This is a genomic window from Candidatus Baltobacteraceae bacterium, from assembly GCA_036489885.1.
Classification (GTDB): domain Bacteria; phylum Vulcanimicrobiota; class Vulcanimicrobiia; order Vulcanimicrobiales; family Vulcanimicrobiaceae; genus JAFAMS01.
Window position 1 is genome coordinate 362,945 of record DASXEW010000001.1, and the last position, 22,646, is coordinate 385,590.

The 22,646-nt window shown below is 60.4% G+C and carries 24 protein-coding genes; 14 read left to right on the forward strand and 10 right to left on the reverse strand.

Translation table 11 applies throughout. The features are described 5' to 3' along the window. Positions 1–8 precede the first annotated feature (8 nt). The 3 genes from VGG22_01730 to VGG22_01740 are packed head-to-tail and all read left to right on the forward strand — an operon-like array spanning position 9 to position 3,900. On the forward strand, positions 9–1,472 hold the full coding sequence (locus tag VGG22_01730; protein HEY1727082.1) for an FAD-linked oxidase C-terminal domain-containing protein: 1,464 nt from the start codon (positions 9–11) through the stop codon (positions 1,470–1,472). Then, positions 1,469–2,632 carry an FAD-binding oxidoreductase gene (locus VGG22_01735; protein HEY1727083.1) on the forward strand — a complete coding sequence of 388 codons (1,164 nt, stop codon included), beginning with the start codon at positions 1,469–1,471 and terminating at the stop codon, positions 2,630–2,632. Before VGG22_01730 ends, VGG22_01735 begins: the two co-directional genes overlap by 4 nt. A gap of 20 nt (positions 2,633–2,652) precedes the next feature. Continuing rightward, positions 2,653–3,900, forward strand: a complete 1,248-nt coding sequence (locus VGG22_01740; protein ID HEY1727084.1) for a heterodisulfide reductase-related iron-sulfur binding cluster — start codon at positions 2,653–2,655, stop codon at positions 3,898–3,900. A gap of 61 nt (positions 3,901–3,961) precedes the next feature. On the opposite strand, the gene VGG22_01745 is transcribed toward VGG22_01740, so the two are convergent. Then, the gene (locus VGG22_01745) at positions 3,962–4,987 is read right to left on the reverse strand and encodes a FecR domain-containing protein (GenBank protein HEY1727085.1); all 1,026 of its coding nucleotides are present in this window, start codon (positions 4,985–4,987) and stop codon (positions 3,962–3,964) included. Between the two features lie 299 nt (positions 4,988–5,286). Between VGG22_01745 and VGG22_01750 the strand changes: the two genes are divergently transcribed. Genes VGG22_01750 through VGG22_01765 form a run of 4 tightly spaced genes read left to right on the forward strand, consistent with a single transcriptional unit; the run spans position 5,287 to position 8,661 of the window. Beyond that, a complete protein-coding gene (locus VGG22_01750) occupies positions 5,287–5,991 on the forward strand; it encodes a succinylglutamate desuccinylase/aspartoacylase family protein (GenBank protein ID HEY1727086.1) in 705 nt (234 codons plus the stop codon). Further along, positions 5,984–7,642 carry an electron transfer flavoprotein-ubiquinone oxidoreductase gene (locus tag VGG22_01755; protein HEY1727087.1) on the forward strand — a complete coding sequence of 553 codons (1,659 nt, stop codon included), beginning with the start codon at positions 5,984–5,986 and terminating at the stop codon, positions 7,640–7,642. The genes VGG22_01750 and VGG22_01755 overlap by 8 nt, the downstream gene beginning before the upstream one ends. 19 nt (positions 7,643–7,661) lie before the next feature. Continuing rightward, positions 7,662–7,865 (forward strand): sulfur carrier protein ThiS, encoded by a 204-nt coding sequence (gene thiS, locus VGG22_01760; protein ID HEY1727088.1) that lies wholly within the window; start codon positions 7,662–7,664, stop codon positions 7,863–7,865. A 4-nt stretch (positions 7,866–7,869) separates the two neighbouring features. Continuing rightward, a complete protein-coding gene (locus VGG22_01765) occupies positions 7,870–8,661 on the forward strand; it encodes a thiazole synthase (protein HEY1727089.1) in 792 nt (263 codons plus the stop codon). Positions 8,662–8,695: 34 nt separating this feature from the next. Here VGG22_01765 and VGG22_01770 read toward each other — a convergent pair whose 3' ends face one another. Next, entirely contained in the window at positions 8,696–9,229 is a 534-nt protein-coding gene (locus VGG22_01770) for a hypothetical protein (protein ID HEY1727090.1), read from the reverse strand. Positions 9,230–9,284: 55 nt separating this feature from the next. Here VGG22_01770 and VGG22_01775 point away from each other — a divergent pair, with 55 nt between their 5' ends. The 3 genes from VGG22_01775 to VGG22_01785 are packed head-to-tail and all read left to right on the forward strand — an operon-like array spanning position 9,285 to position 12,283. Beyond that, the gene (locus tag VGG22_01775; protein HEY1727091.1) at positions 9,285–11,015 is read left to right on the forward strand and encodes an NAD-binding protein; all 1,731 of its coding nucleotides are present in this window, start codon (positions 9,285–9,287) and stop codon (positions 11,013–11,015) included. A 48-nt stretch (positions 11,016–11,063) separates the two neighbouring features. Next, positions 11,064–11,516, forward strand: coding sequence for a peroxiredoxin (locus tag VGG22_01780; GenBank protein ID HEY1727092.1), 453 nt, complete (start codon positions 11,064–11,066; stop codon positions 11,514–11,516). Further along, entirely contained in the window at positions 11,513–12,283 is a 771-nt protein-coding gene (locus VGG22_01785) for an MBL fold metallo-hydrolase (protein HEY1727093.1), read from the forward strand. The genes VGG22_01780 and VGG22_01785 overlap by 4 nt, the downstream gene beginning before the upstream one ends. Before the next feature lie 2 nt (positions 12,284–12,285). Here the strand turns inward: VGG22_01785 and VGG22_01790 are convergent, their stop codons facing one another. The 5 genes from VGG22_01790 to VGG22_01810 all read right to left on the reverse strand — a co-directional run bounded on the left by VGG22_01790 (position 12,286) and on the right by VGG22_01810 (position 17,596). Beyond that, a complete protein-coding gene (locus VGG22_01790; protein ID HEY1727094.1) occupies positions 12,286–12,849 on the reverse strand; it encodes a hypothetical protein in 564 nt (187 codons plus the stop codon). Further along, entirely contained in the window at positions 12,850–14,490 is a 1,641-nt protein-coding gene (locus tag VGG22_01795) for a peptide ABC transporter substrate-binding protein (protein ID HEY1727095.1), read from the reverse strand. Beyond that, positions 14,490–15,887 (reverse strand): hypothetical protein, encoded by a 1,398-nt coding sequence (locus VGG22_01800; GenBank protein ID HEY1727096.1) that lies wholly within the window; start codon positions 15,885–15,887, stop codon positions 14,490–14,492. Before VGG22_01800 ends, VGG22_01795 begins: the two co-directional genes overlap by 1 nt. Before the next feature lie 292 nt (positions 15,888–16,179). After that, on the reverse strand, positions 16,180–16,941 hold the full coding sequence (locus VGG22_01805; GenBank protein ID HEY1727097.1) for a methylated-DNA--[protein]-cysteine S-methyltransferase: 762 nt from the start codon (positions 16,939–16,941) through the stop codon (positions 16,180–16,182). Further along, positions 16,928–17,596 (reverse strand): sigma-70 family RNA polymerase sigma factor, encoded by a 669-nt coding sequence (locus VGG22_01810; GenBank protein HEY1727098.1) that lies wholly within the window; start codon positions 17,594–17,596, stop codon positions 16,928–16,930. The genes VGG22_01805 and VGG22_01810 overlap by 14 nt, the downstream gene beginning before the upstream one ends. A gap of 173 nt (positions 17,597–17,769) precedes the next feature. Between VGG22_01810 and VGG22_01815 the strand changes: the two genes are divergently transcribed. Beyond that, positions 17,770–18,186 (forward strand): hypothetical protein, encoded by a 417-nt coding sequence (locus VGG22_01815; protein ID HEY1727099.1) that lies wholly within the window; start codon positions 17,770–17,772, stop codon positions 18,184–18,186. Positions 18,187–18,189: 3 nt separating this feature from the next. Here the strand turns inward: VGG22_01815 and VGG22_01820 are convergent, their stop codons facing one another. Continuing rightward, a complete protein-coding gene (locus VGG22_01820; protein ID HEY1727100.1) occupies positions 18,190–18,903 on the reverse strand; it encodes a hypothetical protein in 714 nt (237 codons plus the stop codon). Positions 18,904–18,974: 71 nt separating this feature from the next. Between VGG22_01820 and VGG22_01825 the strand changes: the two genes are divergently transcribed. Then, complete coding sequence (locus tag VGG22_01825) at positions 18,975–20,243, forward strand: glycoside hydrolase family 125 protein (GenBank protein ID HEY1727101.1); 1,269 nt, start codon at positions 18,975–18,977, stop codon at positions 20,241–20,243. Here the strand turns inward: VGG22_01825 and VGG22_01830 are convergent. Beyond that, positions 20,240–20,797 (reverse strand): hypothetical protein, encoded by a 558-nt coding sequence (locus VGG22_01830; protein HEY1727102.1) that lies wholly within the window; start codon positions 20,795–20,797, stop codon positions 20,240–20,242. The genes VGG22_01825 and VGG22_01830 overlap by 4 nt on opposite strands. 173 nt (positions 20,798–20,970) lie before the next feature. After that, the gene (locus tag VGG22_01835) at positions 20,971–21,285 is read right to left on the reverse strand and encodes a hypothetical protein (GenBank protein ID HEY1727103.1); all 315 of its coding nucleotides are present in this window, start codon (positions 21,283–21,285) and stop codon (positions 20,971–20,973) included. Positions 21,286–21,360: 75 nt separating this feature from the next. Here VGG22_01835 and VGG22_01840 point away from each other — a divergent pair, with 75 nt between their 5' ends. Together VGG22_01840 and VGG22_01845 are read left to right on the forward strand one after the other, a co-directional pair. Further along, positions 21,361–22,128: a hypothetical protein gene (locus VGG22_01840; GenBank protein ID HEY1727104.1), complete on the forward strand. Its 768-nt coding sequence runs from the start codon at positions 21,361–21,363 to the stop codon at positions 22,126–22,128. A 96-nt stretch (positions 22,129–22,224) separates the two neighbouring features. Further along, entirely contained in the window at positions 22,225–22,584 is a 360-nt protein-coding gene (locus VGG22_01845) for a hypothetical protein (GenBank protein ID HEY1727105.1), read from the forward strand. Positions 22,585–22,646 lie beyond the last annotated feature (62 nt).

The window sequence follows — 22,646 nt, forward strand, 5'->3', positions numbered from 1 at the left end:
GCGTTGAGATGATCGCTTTGCCGTCGCGAGATGTCGTCGACCGTTTGCGGCTTGCCGTCGGCGCGTCGCAGTGCATTACCGATCCGACCGAATTGCGGACGTACGAATCCGACGGGTTGACCGGTTATCGTGTTCGTCCGCGGATCGTCGTTCTGCCAAGCACGACCGAACAGGTTGCGGATTGCGTGCAGATTGCGCGCGATGCCAACATGCCGGTCGTGCCGCGAGGTTCGGGTACGGGTCTTTCCGGCGGCGCGCTGCCGACCGAAGGCTGTCTCGTCGTCGGGCTCTCGCGCATGAACGCGATTCTCGATGTGGACTTGCCGAATCTGCGGATGCGCGTCCAACCGGGCGTCATCAATCTCTCCATGAGCGCGTATCTTGCCCCGCTCGGCTACTATTACGCGCCCGATCCCAGCTCGCAAAGCGTCTGTTCGATCGGCGGAAACATCGCCGAAAATTCCGGCGGAGCGCATTGCCTCAAGTACGGCTTTACGACCAATCACGTCGTTGCGGTAAAGATGGTCCTCGAAGACGGGAGCATCATCGATGTGGGCGCAGAACACGGCGATCCGCTCGGCTACGATCTCACGAAAGCCATCGTCGGGAGTGAAGGAATGCTCGGAATCGTAACCGAGGCCGTGGTCCGAATTCTGCGCAAACCGCAGTCGACGCGCACGTTGTTTGCAACGTTCCCGACGACTGACGAAGCCGGAGAAGCTGTTTCGAAAATCATCGCTGCGGGAATCGTGCCGGCTGCGATCGAGATGTGCGATACGCTCGCGATCGAAGCGATCGTCGCCGCGACCGGCGTCGATTGGCCGCTTGACGTCGGCGCGGTTTTGTTGATGGACGTCGACGGCGTTGAAGCGGAAGCTGGGCACACGGCCTCAGAAGCGGAGCGTATCGCAAAGGCATCCGGGGCAATCGAGATTCGGACGCCACGCGACGCATTCGAGCGCGACTTGATGTGGAAGGGCCGCAAGAGCGCCTTCGCGGCGGTTGGGCGAATCAGTCCCGACTACTACGTCGGCGATGGCGTCGTACCGCGGCGCTCGATCGGGCCGGTCTTGCGCGAGATCGCGGAGCTCGCGGCGCGGGAAGGCGTGCGTGTGGCGAACGTCTTTCATGCCGGCGACGGAAATTTGCACCCGCTCGTTTTATACGATGCGCGCAAACCGGGCGAAAGCGAGCGTGCGGAACAGGTCTCCGGCGAGATCTTGCGCATCTGCATCCGCTACGGCGGCTCGATCACCGGCGAACACGGCGTCGGGCACGACAAGCAATTTTATATGGGCGAGCTGTTCAGCGACGACGACTTGGAAACGATGAATCGCGTGCGCTGTGCGTTCGATCCACAGCGCATCTTCAATCCCACCAAGGTTTTCCCGACGCCGCGCTTGTGCGGCGATCGACCCGGACCGTACGTCGCCCACCAGACGGAAAAAGAAGATCTGGCCGGCCGGGGATGACGCAAACTCTCGAACCAAAGACCGTCGAGGAAGTCGCGGAATCCGTACGCTCGACTGGAAGCCGAGCGATTGCGACCGTCGGTTCCGGAACGGCGCTTGGCCTTGGTAATCCCGCTTCTCGTGAAGATATCGCGTTGCAGATGCGCGGACTCGATCGAATCGTCGATTATGTGCCTGAAGATCAGGTTGTGGTCGTCGAGGCGGGCGTTACGCTAAGCGAGCTGCAAAACGAGCTTGGCAAGCGCGGACAACGGTTGGCGCTCGACCCGGTCGGCGGCGACGGCGCAACAATCGGTGGGATGCTCGCGACGAATGCGTATGGACCCCGCGCGCTGCGTTACGGAACGCTCAAAGATTTGATCGTCGGCGTAGAGCTCGTCCGTGCCGACGGCGTCGTCGCGCACGCCGGCGGCAAGGTCGTCAAGAACGTCGCAGGGTTCGACGTCTCGAAGCTAATCGTCGGTTCGCTCGGCACCCTGGCGATCATCACAAAGGCGACGTTCCGCGTCCATCCGCTTCCGGAGAAAACGACGCGTCTTGCCTTCAACACGAAGCTCGAGCACGTGTTTCCGTTCGTGCTCGCGCTACGCGAATCGCAGCTTGAACCCGCTGCTATCGCGGTGCATCTGAATCGGGCGACGAACGCCGGCGGCGCCGAAGCGACGATTGAGGTCGTCTTTGAAGGTTTCGGCCCCGGAGTCGACGCGCAAAGCGTAGCCTGCGAAGATGCTGCCTCCCGTGTCACCCTGAGCATAGCGAGCGCAGCGAGCGAAGTCGAAGGGCAAAGGAAGTATCGCTTCAAGGCAACATTTCCGCCGGCGGAATTCGCTCGCGTCGCGCGCGAGATCGAGGGTGAAGCGCTCACGTTCCCGAGTCTCGGTGCCATTTATTTCGGTGGTCCCTCGACTACGGGCGCACAAGGTGCGCCCTACGCTCGGGATGACACAAGCCACCAATCTCTCGAGCGCGCACAAGAGCTTCGTGCCATCTTCGAATCTTTGGGCGGGACGCTCGTCGTGCAAGATATGCCGGATGAGTGGCGCGGCGAAATCGACGCGTGGGGCACGCCGCCGCCGGCCTTCAAATTGATGCGCGCGCTCAAAGAGCGCTTCGATCCACACAATCGTTTGAATCCGGGCCGGTTCGTGGGAGGCCTATGAGCACGCGAACCTATGCGGACTTGATCTCCGACTGCGTGCATTGCGGTTTCTGCTTGCCGGCCTGTCCGACGTATCGCTCGTGGGGCGTCGAGATGGATTCGCCGCGCGGGCGCATCGACTTGATGAAAGGCGTCGAGGAAAACGCCATCCCGCTCTCCGAGACCGTGCGCACGCACTTCGACCGTTGTCTCGGGTGCATGGCGTGCGTTACCGCTTGTCCATCGGGCGTGCGCTACGACCTCTTGATTGAGTCGACGCGCGCGAAAGTCGAAGATCAAACGAAGCGCTCGTTCTTCGATCGGCTCTTCCGCGACTTTGTGTTCTCGATCTTCCCGTATCCCGAGAGGCTCGAGATTCTTCGAGCGCCGTTGCAACTCTACGTCCGCAGCGGCTTGCAAACGCTGATCCGCCGTTCGGGGCTACTGAGTCTCTTGCCGGCGCGCTTGCAGCAGCTTGCGGATCTTGCCCCGCCGGCAGCCGCAAATGAAGATTTGCCTACGCATGTCGATGCGCACGGAGCCAAACGCACGCACGTCGGACTCGTCGCGGGTTGCGTGCAGCGTGTCTTTTTTCCGAACGTGAACGCGGCGACCTTGCGCGTCCTTTCCGCCGAGGGTTGCGAGGTCGACGTTCCGGAGGGCCAGGGTTGCTGCGGCGCACTCTCGCTGCACTCCGGCCGCGAAGAAGAAGCCAAGGGCTTTGCGCGCGCGCTCATCGACCGGTTCGATGAGAAACCTTACGACGCGATCGTGATCAACGCGGCGGGCTGCGGTTCTGCGATGAAAGGCTACGGCGAGCTATTTGCAAACGATCTCGCGTATCGCGAGAAGGCGGCCAGATTCGCGTCGCGCGTGCGCGACGTCAACGAGCTGCTTGCCGGACTCGAACCGCAAGCGCCGCGCGGACGAATCGAGGCCCGCGTCGCCTATCACGACGCATGCCATCTCGCGCACGCGCAGCGGATCCGTACCGAGCCGCGCCGTCTGCTGCAACAAATCCCCGGCCTCGAGTTGTGCGAGATCCCGGACGGCGATCAGTGCTGCGGAAGCGCCGGTACCTACAACTTATTCGAGCCGGAAAGCGCGCGTGAGATCGGCGATCGCAAAGCCGACAACGTTCTCAAGACCGGCACGCGTTTGATCGCGAGCGCGAATCCCGGATGCACGCTGCAGATTCAGTCGCGTCTTCGCGCCCGCGGCGAATCAATCGAATCGATGCACCCTATCGAACTATTAGATCTCTCAATTCAAAAGGGTAATGTAGCGTAAGGGCCCCCTCCGGGAATGTTGACAAGAAGAAGCCCCTGATTGCTCAGGGGCTTCGCTTGGTTTATTTCCGTTGCGGCGGCATCGGTACCGGCAGCGGAGGTGGAGTCGGTGCCGCGCTTGGTGCGGTCTCCGGTCCTTTCCTCGCATGACTGCCGACTGAGATGACGACACTCGCGGTCGGTGATGGTGTCGGGCTTGCAGTCGCCTGCGGCGTCGACGCCGTTACACCGGAGTTCGCGGATGCTGCTGCTGCCGCAAGACCACCCGCTGCTGCTGCAGCGGCTGCGCCTGTAACGACCGCGGTTCCGGCTGCAGAGCTTGCTGCCGCCGACGTACCGGCTGAGACCGCGCTCGAACCCGCACCTGCGGCTGCGCTTGCGGTAGACGAGAGCGTACCACCGACGCCGAGTGCGGCGCTCGAGAGGACGAACTGACCGACCACAACGCCGTTCACGGTAACGGTTGCTGTGAAGCCTTGCGCCAATGCGGTGAAGACGACTTGCACTTGTGCGACGAGACGCGGTTCGGGCGCCATGTTTGCAAGCTGCATTTCATCAGTCGGATCCGCCCGCAGGAAGAGTCGCAGATCCTTTGCGTTCCCGGTCGTCGGGAAATAGGACGTCTGCATCTTCGCGGGCGCGACTTGAACGTCGTTCGGCTGATTCGACACTGTCGTCGAAACTTGCGTCACGTCCGTCTTGACGGTGCCGAGGCCTTCCGTACCGCGTACAGCAATCTGAGAGGTCGGTGTTACGAACTTGTAGTTCGAGACACCGCCCGCCGGATGCTGAACTTTGAAGCGGAACGATCCGTTGTAAATCGTGATCGTATTTTCACCGGTACCCGGATCGTGGAACGCGCCGACTTGAATCGACGCAGCTTGTGCAATACGAATGACCGACGAGTCGGGCATCACCAAGTCGGCGACGCCGCTCGCTCGCGTGACAACATACGCGTTGTCCGGGACAGCTTGTTGTCCCGTAATTGGAATGAAGGGTGTGTTTGCGCCCGTTTGATAGCCAACATCGCCCGAAACCCGGACGACCGTCTTTTCTGTGACGGCACGGCTGACATGAGGGGCTTGCATCAACACAAAAGCCGCGGCTAACGCTACCGAAAGTAAGCGTCCGATTACGCGGTGACCCCGGCCCTGAAACATCCCTACCTCCCTGACAAAAACCGCCGGTTGCAACATTGATTGGTTGTGCGGCTGACGACCGTCCCCTGCGTAACGAAGGAAACCTGTGAGGTCAATCGTTCATTGGAACCGGTAACGTGAGGAACGTCACCTGTTATGAGGCCCTGCTGGAGGCCTGGCAAAAGGCCTGTATCCGCCGGGGTTTTCGCTTCCGGGAGGTCTCCTGCGACACCGGCGACCGTGCCCTGATGCTGGTCGAGTTCGGTGCCCCTACGGACGCTGTGGTCCACATCACGTCCGGCGTGCACGGCGACGAACCTGCGGGGCCATGGGCGCTGCTTTCCAGCGTGGAAGGCGGTTTGCTGGACTCAACGTTCTCTTATCGATTGTGGCCCTGCACGAATCCCACGGGCTATCGCGCCGGAACGCGCGTAAACGCTGACGGAAACGACGTCAATCGCAGCTTCAGCTACGAACGATCGACGCCGGAGTCTCGCGCGATGATGGCCGAGAATCGCGATTGCCGTTTCGCACTGGCAATGGACCTTCACGAAGATTTTGAAGCCGACGGCTTTTATTGCTATGAGCCGGTCGTCGATGGGCGCGCGCCGCTCAGCGAGGGGATCTTGGAAGCGATCGAGCTTGCCGGCTTTCCTTTACAATCTCTCGACCATCTCTTCGACCTCGGATATCCGCGCGATCCGCGCAAGGCGGATCAGCTGCGAACGCTCGAACGCGGCCGGGTATTGGTGAATGCCGGTGCCGAGACGCGATTTTTCCCCGGTCTGCCGCTGTCGCTCTACTTGCTTCGTTCGGCGACAGGTCGCTATATAACCGCGGAGACGCCACGGCGGCGTTCTTGGGAAGATCGTATTGCAATGCATCGTCTCGTTGTAACCACGGCCCTGGCGGGGGCTAAATCACTGCCCGCGAAAGCGCGGCCGCATGCCTGAGCGCGATAGCCTTGAAGTCGATGTGCTCTTCGTCGGAGGAGGCCCGGCCAGTTTGGGGGGTGCGATCCGCCTGCGGCGCCTAGCCGCGGAGCAAGGCCGTGAGATCTCGGTGATGGTGATCGAGAAGGGCGGCGAGATCGGCAATCACGGGATATCGGGCGCCGTCCTCGATCCGCGCTCGTTCGATGAGCTTTTCGAGGATTGGCGGACGCAGGCACCGGTTGAAGCCGCGGTTTCGACCGACGAGCTGTGGTTTCTCACGCTGTCAGGCAAGATCAAGGCGCCGGTCGTACCGCCGATGCTCAATAACCGCGGCAAATACGTCGCGTCGCTGCAAAAGCTGACCAAGTGGATGGGTGAGCAAGCCGAAGCCGCGGGTGCCGACGTGTTTCCGTCGTTTCCGGGTCAAGAGTTGTTGTGGGATGGTTCGCGTGTCATCGGCGTGCGAGTCGGCGACAAGGGCGTCGACAAGAACGGTCAGCCGAAATCAAACTACGAACCGGGTCCCGATCTTTTTGCGAAGATCACGATCCTCGGCGAAGGCCCACGTGGGACGCTTGCAAAGCAGGCGATTCCGAAACTCGGGCTCGATTCCGGCCGCGAACCCGAAGTTTACGCGACGGGCGTAAAAGAAATTTGGCAGTGCAAACCGGGCAGCGTACCTGCGGGCATGGTGATTCACACCATGGGCTTTCCGCTTACAAGCGATGAGTTCGGCGGCGGTTTTGTCTACGGGATGAAAGACGACGTTCTCGACGTCGGGTTCGTGACCGGACTCGACTATCGTGATCCGCAAACCGATCCGCACAACAACTTCCAACGCTTCAAAACGCATCCCGCGATCAAGCGCATGCTCGAGGGCGCGAAGCTCTTACGTTACGGCGCGAAGGCGATTCCCGAGGGTGGGCTATACGCGATGCCCCGTCTCTACGCCGACGGATTGATGTTGATCGGCGACACGGGCGGTTTTCTGAACGGCATGCGGCTTAAAGGCATTCATCTCGCCGTCAAGTCCGGAATGCTGGCCGCCGATGCTGCGTTCGCCGCGCTCACACAAGACAAGAGCGACTCGGGCGCGCTCTCGGCCTATCAAAGCGCCTTCGAGGCCTCGTGGGCGTACACGGAGCTGCACGCGGCGCGCAACTTTCATCAAGGCTTTGAGGGTGGTCTGTTCCTCGGGATGCTGAACGCCGGACTCGGAACGCTCTTCGGCGGCAAAGGCTTTGCACTGCGCGACCGGCTCGCAGGCGAGCCCGGATATTCACGCATGCAGAAAATAACCGAACATCCGCGTCCCGTTCGGCCTCGCGTCGTCCCCGACAACGTGCTCACGTTCGACAAGGTGACCGATGTCTTCAACTCCGGCACGATGCACGACGAAGATCAGCCCGTCCATTTGCACGTCGCCGATACGAATATCTGCGCGCAGAAGTGCACGCACGAATACGGCAACCCGTGTCAGTATTTTTGTCCAGCCGCGGTCTACGAGCCCCAATTCACCGCTTCGGCAGATGGAAACGTCGAAGGCCGGCTGCAGATCAACTTCTCGAATTGCGTCCACTGCAAGACCTGCGACATCATGGATCCGTACCAGATCATCACTTGGGTGCCGCCGCAAGGCGGCGAGGGACCGGTCTACACGGGGCTCTAGTGATCGGGCAAATCATCAAATGAAGCTGATCGTCAACGGCGACGAGCGCAACGTAGGCGAGGGCCTGACGCTCGCGCAGATCTTGGACGAATTCGGACTGAGCCCGAGTTACGGCATCGCGGTCGCGGTAAACGACACGGTTGTGTCGCGCGGACGGCTGCAGGAATATCGTCCCGCAGACGGCGATGCAATCGAAATCATCAACGCAGTGGCCGGTGGATAGAAGCATGCAAGACGACGTTTTAAGAATCGGAAAGTACGAGTTTTCTTCGCGACTGATCGTCGGTACCGGAAAGTATCCGACGCTCGACGTGATGCAGGAAGCCCATGCAGCCAGCGGCGCCGAGCTCGTCACCGTTGCGATACGCCGGATTCATCTCGACGATCCTAGCGGGAAGACGCTGCTCGACTATTTGGATCGCGACCGGTACAAGATTCTTCCGAATACCGCGGGGTGTTACAACGCCAAGGAAGCGATCCTCACCGCGCACCTGGCGCGTGAAGCGCTCGGGACCGATTTGATCAAGCTCGAAGTGATCGGCGATGCGCAGACGCTTTATCCCGATACGCGCGAAACGATCGCTGCCGCCGAAGCGCTGATTCGCGACGGCTTTACGGTGCTGCCGTATGTGGTCGACGATCCGATCGCGTGCCAGCGTCTCGAAGCAGCCGGCTGCGCGGCCGTGATGCCGCTGGCGGCGCCGATCGGCAGCGGCCTCGGCGTTTGCAATCCGTATTCGATTCGGATCATCAAGGAACGCGCAAAGGTGCCGGTCATCGTCGACGCCGGCGTCGGGACGGCGAGCGATGCCGCAATCGTGATGGAGCTCGGCGCCGACGCCGTGCTTATGAACACGGGTATCGCGGCCGCGAAACAGCCGGTGCGTATGGCGCACGCGATGCGCTTGGCCGTCGAAGCCGGACGCGCCGCGTTTCTGGCGGGACGGATGGAGAAGCGGCTTTACGCGAATGCGTCGAGCCCGATGAGCGACCTTATATCGTTGTCATCCCGAGCGTAGGCGCGAAGCGCCGTAGTCGAGGGACAGCGCTAAATCAGGCCTTTCGCGCTTCCACGAACCAATGAACCTTGCCGGGAGGTTCGTCCTCGAGATGAGCCCATTTGCCGACGATCGTGTCGACATTCACTTCGTCCATCGAGACAATAACGAGCGGGCGTAGCAGCTCGAGGATTCCGTCTCGGTCGAAATATCCGTGTGGGACGCCTTGTTCGGGGCCGTCGCCGGGCGCGAAGGTCTGCGGGTCGAGCGCATCGCCGAAACCATAGCGCACGTCCCGAATCGATCCGAAGCTCAGAAACGCCGGTGCATCGCCTTCCAACACCCGCGCGAGCTCGGCGACGCCCAACCTGATCTTTGACGTCGTGCCATGGAGATAAGCGTGCGTGGAGAGCGCTCCGGCGAAATGTCGCGCAGGGTAGGCGAGCTGCGTATAAGGCGCTTCATCGGGTATCGCAACGACGCTCAGCCCCGCCTCAGTAAGCGCGCGAGAATTGCGGCCTGTGCCGTCGCCTACGACGACAATTGGCTTGCTGCCCTTGCCGATGCGCTCGTAGAGGCGTTGCGCCAAAGGGTGCGCGTTTTGGAAAGTGCCCGCGGTAGCGGGCGACGAAGAGGCGTCAGCCATGGTTCAGCAACCACTGATTTTGGTCGTGGGTGGCGATAAACTTGCCTTGCGGGTGACCGAAGAGCTGTGCGCCACGGCTGGTCATCGTGTTGCGCTTATGTGGCATCACGATCCCGAGATCGCTGCATACGTCGAGAAATTGGGCGCCGAGTTCCTCGGTTTCCCCCCAAACGATTTCGACAGCCTGCACGCGGCCGGCGTCGATGACGCCGCGTCGATCATGGCGCTCTCGGACGACGATCGCATGAATCTTCAAGTCGCGTTGAAAGCGCGCGACATCAATCCGAAGATTCGCGTCGTGCTGCGTCAGTTCAATCGTCAGCTCGGCCGCAAGATCGCCCAAAATCTTCCGGACTGCTCAGTCGTCTCGCTCTCGGGTCATGCGGCCGCAACATTTGCTGCGTGTGCCGTCGATCGTTCGGTTTTTTACGCGGTGCAGTTCCCGGATCTCGATGGGCCGCTCGTTGCCTTTGCGCGGCGGCCGGCTTCGGTTTTCGGTGAAATCAATACTCAAACGATCGCCGAGCTCGAAGCGCAGCACAAGATTCGGGTCGTCGGCTACAACGGCATGGATTTTTTCGTCCCGGGCATCATTCCGAGACCCGAAGACGAAGTCGTTCTGTTTGGTGACGTAGCGACGCTCGAAGCACTCGTTCCAAAACGCCAAGTCGTCATCGAACGGCGGCCGTGGCGCGAAGTCTTGAGCGAAGTGCCGGGCCTCCTAAAGACTTTTTTCCGCAGGCTCGATCCCATCATCAAGCTGGTCGCCGTCATCGCAACCGGCTTGTTCGTCGCATTCAGCACGTTTTTCAATTTCGTCTATCACAAGGATCCCGTGACGGCGATCTACTTCGTGCTGACGACCATGACGACGACGGGATACGGCGATATCACGCCGATCGACAAAGGTCCGTTCCCGATGCTCATGGCCAACGGCCTTATGATCGTCGGGACGATCTTGACCGGTATCTTCATCGCATTCATGGCCGAGGGTTTCAGCCGTGCGCAGTATGTCGCGACGCAAGGCTTGCGCATGCTCAAACACAAGGATCACATCGTCGTGGTGGGCACCGGGCAGGTCGGCACGCGTGTCATCGATTATTTGGTCGAGCTGCGCAAGAAAGTCGTCGTCATCGATCCGAGCCCGGACACGACGATCGTCGATCGCGTTCGCAACCGCGACTTCACGCTGCTCACCGGCGACGCGACGCGCGAAGAAGTCTTGCTGATGTGCAATCTAATGGAAGCGCAATCGGTCGTCGCATTGACCGGCAACGAGACGGCAAACCTCGAAGTGGCGCTTGGCGCGCGCGCCCGCAATCCTGACCTTCCGGTCATCATGCGCGTTCAAGACGAAACCTTTGCGCGGCTCGTCGAGCATCAGTTCAGCCTCGATCACAGCTTCTCGACGTCAGAGCTCTCAGCGCCGGGCTTTGCGGGTCTCTCCCGCTTCCCCGGAACGCGCGGCCGGATCGCCTACGGCGACGAGACGTATAACGTTGGCGAACGCCAGCAAGGCGAAATCCCCCAGCCGCCGCCGGCTCAAGATTGCATTCCGCTCTGCGTCTGGAGGGAGAGTGGACTCGTGCTCATCAACGATTTCGGCCAGATGAAGCCTTTCGACCGGCTCCTATTCCTCGTGCCGCTCTCGCAGTTCAAGGCCAAGCCCCCGGTCCCCAAGACTGAACCTGAAGAAGCGGCCGAAATGGAAACGGCGGCGACAGGTTAAAAGGAAATCCTGCTTGCTTAACCTGTTTTTTAGACGGGGGCTATGCGCGTGCTAGGCGCAGGCGATCACGTCCCCGACGTCTCCGTTAAAAACGAAGCCGGCGAAGACATTTCGCTGGGCTCGCTTGTGAATTCGCGTACCGTCGTGTACTTCTATCCGAAAGCCGACACGCCCGGATGCACCAACGAGTCGCAGCAGTTTCGCGACTTATACGCAAAGTTCAGGAAAAAGGAGACCGAGGTCGTCGGCGTGAGCCGCGATGCCGTTCCTTCGCAGAAGAAGTTCAAAGACAAGTACGGTTTGCCGTTCCACTTGCTCGCCGACACGGATTCGAATATCTGCAATGCGTTCGGCGTCATCGTCGAAAAGAATATGTACGGAAAGAAGTCGATGGGGATACAGCGTTCTACGTTTCTCATCGATAACGGCAAGATCGTGCGTGTCTGGCCGAAGGTCGTCGTCGAAGGGCACGCGGCCGAGGTGCTATCATCGCTAAGTTGAGCGGCATCTCTCTCACAGTCCTCGGCTCAAGCTCCTCGATCCCGCGACCATCGAGAGCGTGCAGTTCTTATCTCTTTTTCAACGGAAACAGCGGCGTAGTCTTCGATCTCGGCACCGGCTCGTTTGCCAACATGCGCGAGCATCTCGATTACGACTTGGTTGATTACATCGTAATCAGTCATATGCACGCCGATCATTTCTTCGACGTCATCCCGCTGCGGTACGCGCTTCTGTACGGGCCCCGCAAGCGCTCGACGAAAGTCCAGCTGTGGCTTCCGCCCGGCGGTGAGGGGCAGCTCCGCGAGCTCTCGAATTCATTTGCGGACGAAGGCGCGGGAGATTTTCTCAAAGTCTTCGACATCGCGACGTACGATCCGCAGAAGTCGATCCAGCTCGGCGACTCCAAAGTTAGCTTCGTCCCAACGCGGCACTACATCCCAACCTTTGCGCTGCGTTATGAGAGCAACGGTACGAAGGTGACGTATTCTGCCGACACGGCGCCGGACGAAGGCGTCGCGAGGCATGCCGCCGATAGCAATCTCTTCATTTGCGAAGCGACGTTGACGGCTAACGAAGTCGAGCATGGGATGCGCGGTCATTCATCGGCGCGCGAGGCCGCGGAGATGGCGAAGAAGGCGGGTGTCGATCACCTGATGCTCAGCCACTACCCCGCCGAGACTTCGCAGGAAGAATTGATCTTGCACGCGCGCAGCGTCTTCACCGGAAAAATTTCGGTGGCCGATGACCACACGAGAATGGCCGTCTAGCCCTAATTGTCGGTCTTGGCTTGGCCCCGTGGGAGCGAAAACTGGAGAAGCGCGTTGACGGGCGCGAGCTCGCGCGCGATCACGGCGTAGACGGTCACGTCCAAACCAAGCTCGATGAGGCGGCGCTTGGCATCGAGCACCTCGCGTCCCGAAGTGACGACGTCCTCGAGTAGCAGCACGCGCTGACCGCCTTCGAATCCACCTTCGACGTACTCATCTGGGAAGGCGCCATACGATTTCGGCGTCTTTCGTACGACGATCATCGGAATATTCGACATCTGCGAGACGGCGGTTGCGATGATCACTCCGCCGAGCTCCGTTCCCGCGACCAAATCGGGGTTCACCTCGGCTAAGATCGGGACGAACATGCGCGCGATACGCCGGAGCACGTGCGGATCGCTGAACAGGCGGAACTTGTCGATATAGTAGTCGCTGCGAGCGCCGCCGGCTAAGACATAATCGCCACGCGTCAATGCGCGCTCGACGATGATCTGCTTGAGCCATTTCAGCTCAGGGAGACGGTGGAGCGAGGAATCGAAATTGCCTGGCGGACGATCGTCGCGCATTTAGATTGACCACTCCCAACAATTCCAGGCTTCGTTGACCGGATTCGGATCGAACCCTTTGAAATCGACGCTGATCGGCTGTAGCTGACGGGGCCACCACAGATAATCGATAGGCATCTGCTCGTAAACAATCTGTTGAATCCTAGCATATGCTTTCTTGCGCGTTGGAATATCGTAGTGCGTCAGCGCGACCTGTTCGGCCGCGTCCATTTGCGGTGAGCAGAATCGCGGGTTGTTGCTCCCGTCCGGCGGAATCGACCGGCACATGAGCAGCGTCGAATCGTCGGGATCGATTCCCGCGATCCAGCCGGAGACGTTGAGATCGAACTTGCCGGACGCCAAAATTCCGCCCATGCCGAGCGGTGCGAACATTTCTACCCCGAGATAGCTCTTCACGGTCGCATCTACGCCGATCGCTTTCAAGTAGGATTGGATCTGAACGACTGCAGTCCGACGCGTCACGTTCGACGTATTGGTGGAAAGGACGAGACTCAAACGCTTCGTCCCCTTGCGCAGGATCCCGTCGGCCCCGGGGGTCCAACCATCGGCGGCAAGCAGCGCCTGGGCTTTCGCGGGGTCGTACGGATACGACTTTCCTCCGACGTAGGCCCACATGAACGGCGGATGCTCGTCGTCGGCGGCCAGCGCCGTGCCGAACGTGACCTTGTTGACCAGGGCTTGTTTGTCGATCGCGTACGCAAGGGCACGTCGAACGCCGGCGTCCGAGAGAATCGGATTCCGGGTGTACATCAAGAGACCAAGATATTGATTCTGCTGAACGAGCAGATTCTTGATATCGGGAATCGTCTTGAGCTGGCCATAGAGTTGCGGCGATGCTTCGAAGATCCAATCGATCTCGTGAGAGCGCAAAAGATTCATCGACGTGTTCTCGTCGGGGATGATTTTGACGACGACTTCTTTCAGCTTCGGCTTGCCCATGAAGTAGTCGTCGTTGCGGACGAATTCTAGACGATCGCCGCGGATGTATTTTGAAAACTTGAAGGGGCCGGTTCCGACGGGACTCACGTTTTGCGGAGCGTTGTTGACATTGGGTAACATGCTAAGAAGATGTTTGGGGATGATGAAAATCGGTGAGTCGCTCTCGGCGAAAAATGTATTTACGGCCGGTGAGAATTTTTGCTTGAGATGAAAGACCGCGGTGTAGTCATCCGGCGTGTCTATCGAGCGGATGAGATTGTAACCGGACCGGGTGCCGACGTTGTTCGCCGGGTTCATGATGCCTTGCCACGTGAACTTCACGTCCTGGCTCGTGAACGGAGCACCGTCGTGCCATTTGACGTTGTGGCGAAGCTTGTAGGTGATCGTGAGGCCGTCTTTGCTGATCCCCCCGTTTTCCAGCGTCGGAACTTGCGTCGCAAGAATCGGAATCGGCGTCTTGCCGTCTGCGCTCACGGTGATCAACGGATCGTACACGAGCCGGTCGAACATGACGTCCGTCGTGTTGCCGGATAAGAGAGGCTGCAGATTCGTCGGCGGGCTCTGTACGGCGACACGCAACACGCCGGGAATCGACCATGAGTGACGCTGTACGGTAGTCGAGCCTACCGTGACGCTTTGTTCGGTTGCGCGCGTACAGCCGCACAATAAAAAAAGAACGGCGACGAGTGCGCGGATCCGCACTAGCGGCGCTTGCCGGCCTTCTTCGATGATTTTTTCGCGGGCATCGAACGCTTCGGAGCCGCCTTCTTGGCAACGGTCTTTTTCACAGCCGCCTTCTTCGCGGGCACCTTCGTTGCAGCGGCCTTCACTGCCGGAACTTTGGCGCGTTTGGGCGGGGCAAGTTTTTTGGCCGGAGCGGGCCGTTTTGCCGCTGCTTTCTTCGCGACTTTCTTAGGGGGTGGCGCGGCTTTCTTGGCTTTGGGAGCCGGCTTGACCGCTGCGGGTTTCACGGCTGGCTTTGCGACGGGTTTGGCAGCCGGTTTCGCGGCGGTCTTTGACGCCGGCTTCGCGGATTTGCGTTCGGGCGTCCGCGCAGGCGTTGCGGTCTTTCTGATTGGGCCGGCTCGCGCACGCTTTTCCGCAACCGGTACCGGCGGAGGCTCGGGCTGGACCACGCGCAACGCAACGCGCGCCATGCGTCCGCCGACGGGGAACGCAATTTCATTGATATCCAGGCTGTCGAGCAAATCGAGAACGACGTCGAAGGCGCCACCCTGGTCCTTGGGACTGTGCGCATCCGAACCGACGGCGACCACGACTCCGGCATCGCGGCACTTGCGAACCAGACGTTTGTTGGCTTCGAGATAGCGCTGCTTTTCGTCGGGCGCATGATCGCGATACAAGAAGCGCGTGTTGAACTCGATCGCCATTCCCTTGGTCTTGGCCGCGGCGACGACTTGATCTTCATACTTCTCAAGCGACGCGCGTTCGGGCCAATGTCCGAAAATCGCCGGAACGTAGAAGTGTCCGACAATCTGTCCCGGCAGCTCATCGATCGCTTTGAGGAGCGCTTCCATATAAAGCTGCCAGGTGCGCTCGGTACCGACGTGATCGTAGAGCGCGATAAACTCCGGATTATCGAAGTTCCAAGTGTAGTTCGGTCCCGCCGTCGGATGCTCGATCGTGAGAAAGTGAACGGAGCGGATCATTGCATCGGGCCGCATCGCATCGACGATGTTTTGGGCGTCCGGGCGGCAACGCGGATCGTTGTCGAGCTCGGCGCCGATCGAGAAGTGCATCCCGCGCCGCAGGCCGTCGGAGACGACCGCTGCATGTGCGACGTCGACGCTCGCAGCCTCGGCGGCCCCGTAGAGGTCGCCGGCTTGAGCGAGCTTGAGCGCGCGGCGGACGAGATTGACGGCGGCGGGGTCTTCGAAGGTGAGATAATTCATGTGGTCGGTGACCATCATGAATCGCGGGAACCCGCGCCGGCAGGCATGGTAGAACCAAAGGAAGAGCATCCGCGCTGAGTACGGGATGGGCCGTTCCTCGGCGAACGCCTTGTGCTCACCCTTGGCGTGACCGTGCGTGTCCGGGATAGCCGCGATTCGCGCGTCCCGGCCTTGATTGTCGTTCAAGCTCGGCTGTTTCCGTTAGCCGTGCTTTCGTCTTCGCCTTCTTGAGAGTTACTGTCAGGCCGGGCTCCGGCCCTAGAAAGGCAAAAAAAAGCCGGCGTCCGCGCCGGCTCGAGTCGAACTAGGTTCTTGGTGGCTGCGACTAGGTCGCAGCACCTCCAATCATCGTGTAACTACATTTATTGCTATCGCTTGTAACGATGATCACCTCCTCAGTCCGACTGTTCACCTTCGTTGTTCTCTATCTGAAGGAACCGCGGACGTTTTCTATCTGCGACTTTCGCAGATGTCGAGGTTACGCCCTGCCCACTGCGGCTGAGCGCGATGCGTTCGGCGGTACGTAGCCTTCCATTTCGAGGAGGCGAGCTTTTACTTCGAGCCCGTACGCGTAGTTGTGAAGCGCGCCGTTCGAATCGACGACGCGATGACACGGGTAGAGCAGCGGTACCGGATTGCGCGCCATAGCGCGGCCAACCGCCCGTGCGGCTGACGGCTGCCCGATTTCGCGAGCGATCCAGCCGTAGGAGCGGACCTCACCCGGCGGAATCTCCGCGGCTTTCTTGAGGGAGGATTGCTCGAACTCGGTGAGCGCCGAGATGTCAACGCGTGTGCCGTCCGTCTTGAAGGTTCGAAAATATTGGTCGACCGTGTCGCGTACCCATTGCGGTGCTTGGGCCGGGACGAGACCGCGGTGCAGACGTTTGGCGATCGCTTCGCAGAGCGTGCTCTCGACGCCGTCGGCACAGATGACGACGGCAGTGATGCCGCTTTCACGAAACGCGACGAGCAAATCTCCGAGCGGGCTCGTCATGCGCGCGAACATGTCCGGTGTCGCCGGTCGCATCGACTTGATATGGTCCAGAATCTTCGGTACGAGGCCCGAAGGCGGTTCTACGACGGGTAAGCAGTTCAGGCAATATGCGACGCCTTCGTACTCTTGATAGGCCTCTTGGCAGTCTTGGCACTTACGCAAGTGCGCTAGAACCTCATCGCGGGAGGGAGCCGAGCCGCCTTCGCGCAGCTCGTCCCACATTCGAACGAGATCACAGCACCGCATGATTCGGTTCTCCTTCCTCGGCACTCGAGGGAGCAATGCGCCCGACTTGTGGACCGAGGATACGCCTGAGGATACGGACGGCTCGGTGGACGTGGGATTTCACAGTACCTATCGGTTGATCGAGAATCTCTGCGATCTCCGGATGGCTTCGGCCCTCGATAAACCTTAACGTTGCTGCCGCGCGCAAATGCATGGGTAATTGCAACAGTGCTTGCTCGACAAGCACCATGTCGGCGCCACGTTCGACGATCTGCTCGGGTTGATCCGGTCCCTCTTGCGTTTCATTCAACAACGCATCCGGATCCGCAAGCGAATCGAGCGCAACGTTTGTCGGCCGCTTGCTACGCAAACGATTGCGGGTGACGTTTAGCGTGATCGTGTAGAGCCACGGCTGCAGACGGAGCTCGGCCCGTTGCTTGGGGTCCATTTTGACGAGGGCCCGGTAGGCTCGCACGAACGCGTCCTGTACGATCTCCTCGGCGTCTTCGCGATTGCCCGTCATGCGCAGCGCGAAGCCGTAGAGCCGTCGTTGGAATTCATCGACGATCCGTTCGAAATTCTCCGGTCCCGGAGCCGTCTCCGACCGAGTGGGTGCCGACGCCGCGGCAGCTTGGGCCAAACTATACTCCCGTCGAAGCGGGGCGAGAGCAGCCATACGCGCCCCCAGACCGCCCGGACTACTCTGAAGGTTTCGCGTTTTGGTCGGCACGGAAGGTGCTCCTTCAGCGCCCGAGCGAAGCCACGCTCATGGTTCGCCTCGCGCCTACCTTGCCTCGCTCCGGCACATGCCGAGCGGGGTTTTTTTGTTTGTCGTAACGGGGTTCTTTCATGTCGTCACGGATGGAACCTAACGAGCTCGCATTCGATGGGTACACGTTGTGCAGCTTCGTTCCGCGTCTCCCGGATGGGACGCAACGCACCGCGCACGCGATTCCGCTCGTAATCATCGGATTCAACGACGGATGCGATCCGAGGTTTGTTTGGCTCGTTCCAAGAGCCGGCATCGATCCGCACGGGCTTACGAGCGACCCATATTATGCCGAGCTTTTGCGCGATCCACACAGTTATTTCAGGCGCAAAGTTCGCAAGTACGTCGATAAGACGGGTAGCGTGAAGCGTGGCATCCAGATGCTGATTGATTGCCACCAAGAGCATCTGTCGTTCACGAACTTCATTGAGCTGGGAGATCGCGTTTTGGCGCACCCGCTCGAAGTCGATATCGCCTCGGAGCTAGCTCTAACCTAAACGCTACTCGGCGCGGATAATGCGCCGGTAGAGAATCTTGACGGGATCCGAGGTGTTCGTGTTCGCGAGCGTCCCGGCTATTTGCAGCTTAGCGTCGAGTCCGAGCAAGAGGGCAGACGCGCGCGTGTAGTACGCTCGCCCCGACATCCGGATCGTTCCGTGTAGCGAGATCTCCGGATGCTCGGGAAGGCCACCGCGCATTGGGCCGCTGGCGTCGAATCCGATGCCGACGACGGGATGACCGGCGATCAAACCGTCTCTGACGTGAAAGAGCGTGCCGCGTAGCGTCGCGCCCGTCATCGCCGAAGTGAAGGTGAAGGGCGACGGCTCGTGCAGCTTGCGCACGTCGCGAAGCGTTTGCGCGTCGAGCTGAACGGCGAACGGTTGGTTGAGGACGGTCAGGAAATCCGGGTCGCTGCTCGCGATGTCACGTTCGGCTCCACTCGGCTGCATTTCGGACTCGAAAGTCGCGACGCTCGGATGCCCTTGGCCTTGATCGGTCTTAACGTAAGTAGCCCGAGCGCTATAATGTGTGACGCCCGCTGCACTTCGTATCGTCAACCGTTCTTTGCCTTCGTATGACGTGTCGCTACGCAGCTCGCGCGAACCGATTTGATAGCTATCCTTACCGCTTACTTGATAGGTCTGATGACTTTCCGTCGATCCGGCGGCAAGCAAAAGCGCGAGAATGGCCAGCGATCCCCGAGCGACGAACACGGTTGAAAATTCTCCCTCCCGTTAAAAGTCGGTGAAGACGCACCAAACGTCAAGTGTGCAAGAGGGAGAGTGTGCGGTTAACTCCGGAAGACGTGTGCGTTCTGAACTTATCGCGACGCCGTCTTCTTGTTGGAATTGCCGGTACGCTCGCTCTCGGCTCACTATGGCCGAGACGGGCCGATGCTGTTGTTTCGACGGACCCTCTCTATCTGACTGCGTTCGATGAGGCAATCAATCGACACGCGACGATCGAGAGCGACGGCACGACGTACGTCTCGACCGGCGACATCCCGGCGATGTGGCTGCGTGATTCGGCCGCGGTGGCGTTGCCGTACATCGACCTTGCGGGCAAAGACGAGTCGGTTGCCTCGCTGTTGCGTGGGCTCTTGGCGCGCCAAGCAAAGTGCATTCTCGAAGACCCGTACGCGAATGCGTTTACCGTCGAATATCAGGTCGCCGAAGAAAAGTTCGAGGTCGACTCGCTGCTCTATCCCGTCTGGTTCGCGGGGCTCTACTACAAGCGGACCGGCGACAAGTCTATCTTCACCGCCGACCTGAGGCGCGCGTTCGGCTTGATACTCAAGACGCTGCGCAACGAGCAGCATCATGCCCGCCGTTCCCAGTACCGTCATCCGCAGCTGGCCAACAACGGACGCGGCTCACCGGTCGCGTACACGGGGATGGTTTGGACGGGTTTCCGGCCCTCCGATGACGCAGCGCGCTATCAGTACAATATTCCCGTCAACATGTTCGCCTCGGTCGTCTTGCACATGCTCGGGGATCTCGAGCGCGATGTTCTCGGCGACTGGGATGCCGCCCGCAACGCTTGGGGTTTGGCGGTCGATATTCAGCGCGGCGTCGAGCAGTACGGCTATGTCAATCTCGATACGTTCGGCAGAATCTACGCTTATGAAGTCGATGGTCTCGGCCATGCCAACGTGATGGACGACGCCAACATACCCTCGCTGCTGGCGATTCCGTATTTCGGATATCTCCCGGCGACCGACTCGGCGTATCAGCGGACGCGCACATTCGTCCTGTCGTCGCGTAATCCGTACTACTTCGTTGGAAAATACGCGCAGGGCGTCGGGAGCCCGCACACGCCGAAAGACTATGTCTGGCCGCTGGCGCTCGTCATGCAAGCGCTGACGAGCACCGATCAGGACGAGGTCAAGCGGGTCCTCGGATACATCGCCGCTTCCGATCTGGGCGACCACCGGCTGCACGAATCATTCGACGTCAACGCTCCGCACGAGTTCACCCGCGCGGATTTCGCTTGGCCGAATGCGCTCTATGCGCAGCTCGTTCAGGACAGGCAAGTCGCCGCCGAACGCGGCTAGCTTTCGCGCGCCAGCAAATCCATGTAGAGGTAGGTGAAGAAGGCCTGCGTCGGGCCGAGCACGAGCGCGTCAATCGGAGTATTCGCCCAGAAGATGTTTTGCGACGCCGGTATTCCGTGGTGCGCCAGATACTGTTCGAGAAGCTGCTCGAGCATCATCGGGATGATGACGATTGCTCCCCCGACTCCGAGGCGCCAGATATTGGCCCACGAGCGCGCGAACATGATGCCGCGCAGAATCGCAAAGCCGGGCTGCATGTAATTCGGCCGTGACGTGTCGAGCGTCGCGACCACGGTCGCAATCGACATCATGCCGAACACGATCAGCGTGGGAAGGACGCCGAGGCCGTACGCCATCTCTTCGGCATTTCCGAATATCCAGGGCGCGAACGCCCAGATTACGATCTGAATTGCGAAATAGACGATCGTGACGTTGAAGCTGCGCGCCAGTGCAGCGCGCGCAATCTCCGCAACCGATGCCTTTACTTCCTGGCGCTGCGCGGCGATCGCAATCGTGAAAAACGCCGTCGCGTATCCGTCGACGATGCAATTCACGATCAAGATTGCAACGATGTCGAAATGAGCAATGTACGCCGCGGCCGTTTGAATAGCGATGCAGGCGACGGCGATTGCAATATAGAGTGGCCAGCGCGCTCCCCAGGCTTCGAGCGCAGCGTCAACAACCGCTACGAACCGTTCGGCGCGCGGTCTACGATTCTCGTCCAGAATTATTCGATCGACGTAATAACGGAACGGTGCGAGAAAAAGCGCAACGTCGCAGCACCGCCGCTGCAGACGACAACGTCGTCGGGATCGTGGATCCGGCGCCCATCGATATCCAGTGAGAACGATCCGGTGCGCAATCCAGCCAGCGTTGAGTTCATCACGCGCGCACATTTGTCGGGCGGCGCGCGCCGTCCGAGCGTTCGGGCGATCGCGAGCTCGATCAACGTGGCAACGCGAATCGGCGTGACGAGTGCGAAGACGGAAGCACGCGCCGTCATGGCGGTTCCCAGATCGATCGGCACCGGTACCCGAATCATGCTGCCTGTGGTTTCGCTTCGCACTGCGCTCGCCCATCCAGGGCGAGACCTCTGCGCGTGGAACGCTGCGAGAACATGAGTTCCGGATCTGGTTCACCGCGACGCCGCCGTTCTTCGAGCGACGACGAAGATCGGGGCGGCTTACCGATGGTCCCGCTATTTGCGGGCGTCATCATCGCAGGCTTGGGCATCGGCGCGCTCCTTTCAGCGTTCGCTGCACGTCACGTACCCGCGCCGGCGAAAAGCAGTGCGCCGCTGGTCGTGATGCACACGCCGACGCCGATCGCTGCAGTCACGCAAGCGCAGGTAACGGCGACGCCGTCTGCGACGCCGACGCCGGCGTCGACGCCAAAGCAGACCACGACGCCGAAGTCGACCCCGACTGCGACGCCGGCGCAAACAGAAAAACCAAAAGCGTCGCCGACGCCGACTGCAGCGCTCACCGTCGCAAAGACTGCGACGCCGTCGCCGTCGCCGACGTCGACCCCGACGCGGACACCGGCGCCGACTGTGGCTCCAACCGCGGCCGCCGTTGCGGTCCAGTCATCGCCGGCGCAAGCGCTCGTTCGCAAATTCCTGGAAGCCGTGGCACACGGCGACGATGCGACCGCGTACGGAACTCTCGGTGGCGCAGGCACGCCGCTTGGCGAGGCGCAGTTCCTCGATCCGACGATGCGCATCACGTCGATGACGGCCGGCCACGCACCCGGAGGCGGCACGAACGTACAAGTTGAGTTTCGAACATCGCGCGGCGAGTATTTCGGAACGTTCGTCGTCGACGGGTCCGCGTCAAAAATAACCCAGCGCGAGGTCATACCGGTCGGGGGGACGAGCGCCCGCTAACCATCCGGACATGCAAGCGCGCAAGACGGGTAAAACCGTCGCATGCTTACTTCCTTACGCTTTATCGGACTGACCGCCGCGGCGGTCCTAGCATCCATGCAAATCGCCCTCGCAACGCCGCAAGAGCATTATGTCGCGCCGCTATTCAATGCCGGCGGCCAGCAAGTCGGCAGCGTCAACTTCGTTCCGCAAGATGCGGGCGGCATCGAGATGGTCCTCACCATGACCGGTATGACTCCGGGCGTTTACGCGATGAGAATCAGCAACGCCACGGCATGTCCGGCGAATGGCGACATGGTTGCAGCCTTGCCTGAACTTTTCGTTGACTCTCGCGGCAACGGCGCAATCACGGCCTATCTGCCATCGGTCAGCATGACCGGTGCCAACCCGATCATGGCGCACGCGATTGCGATCGGAGCTCCGTCCGTCGCCTGCGGCGTAATCGGTAGTCCCTAACGCCTCGGGGGCGGCGCGAGTTCGAGGCTGGTAACCTCGTCTGACGAAGGGGGATGGCGGAT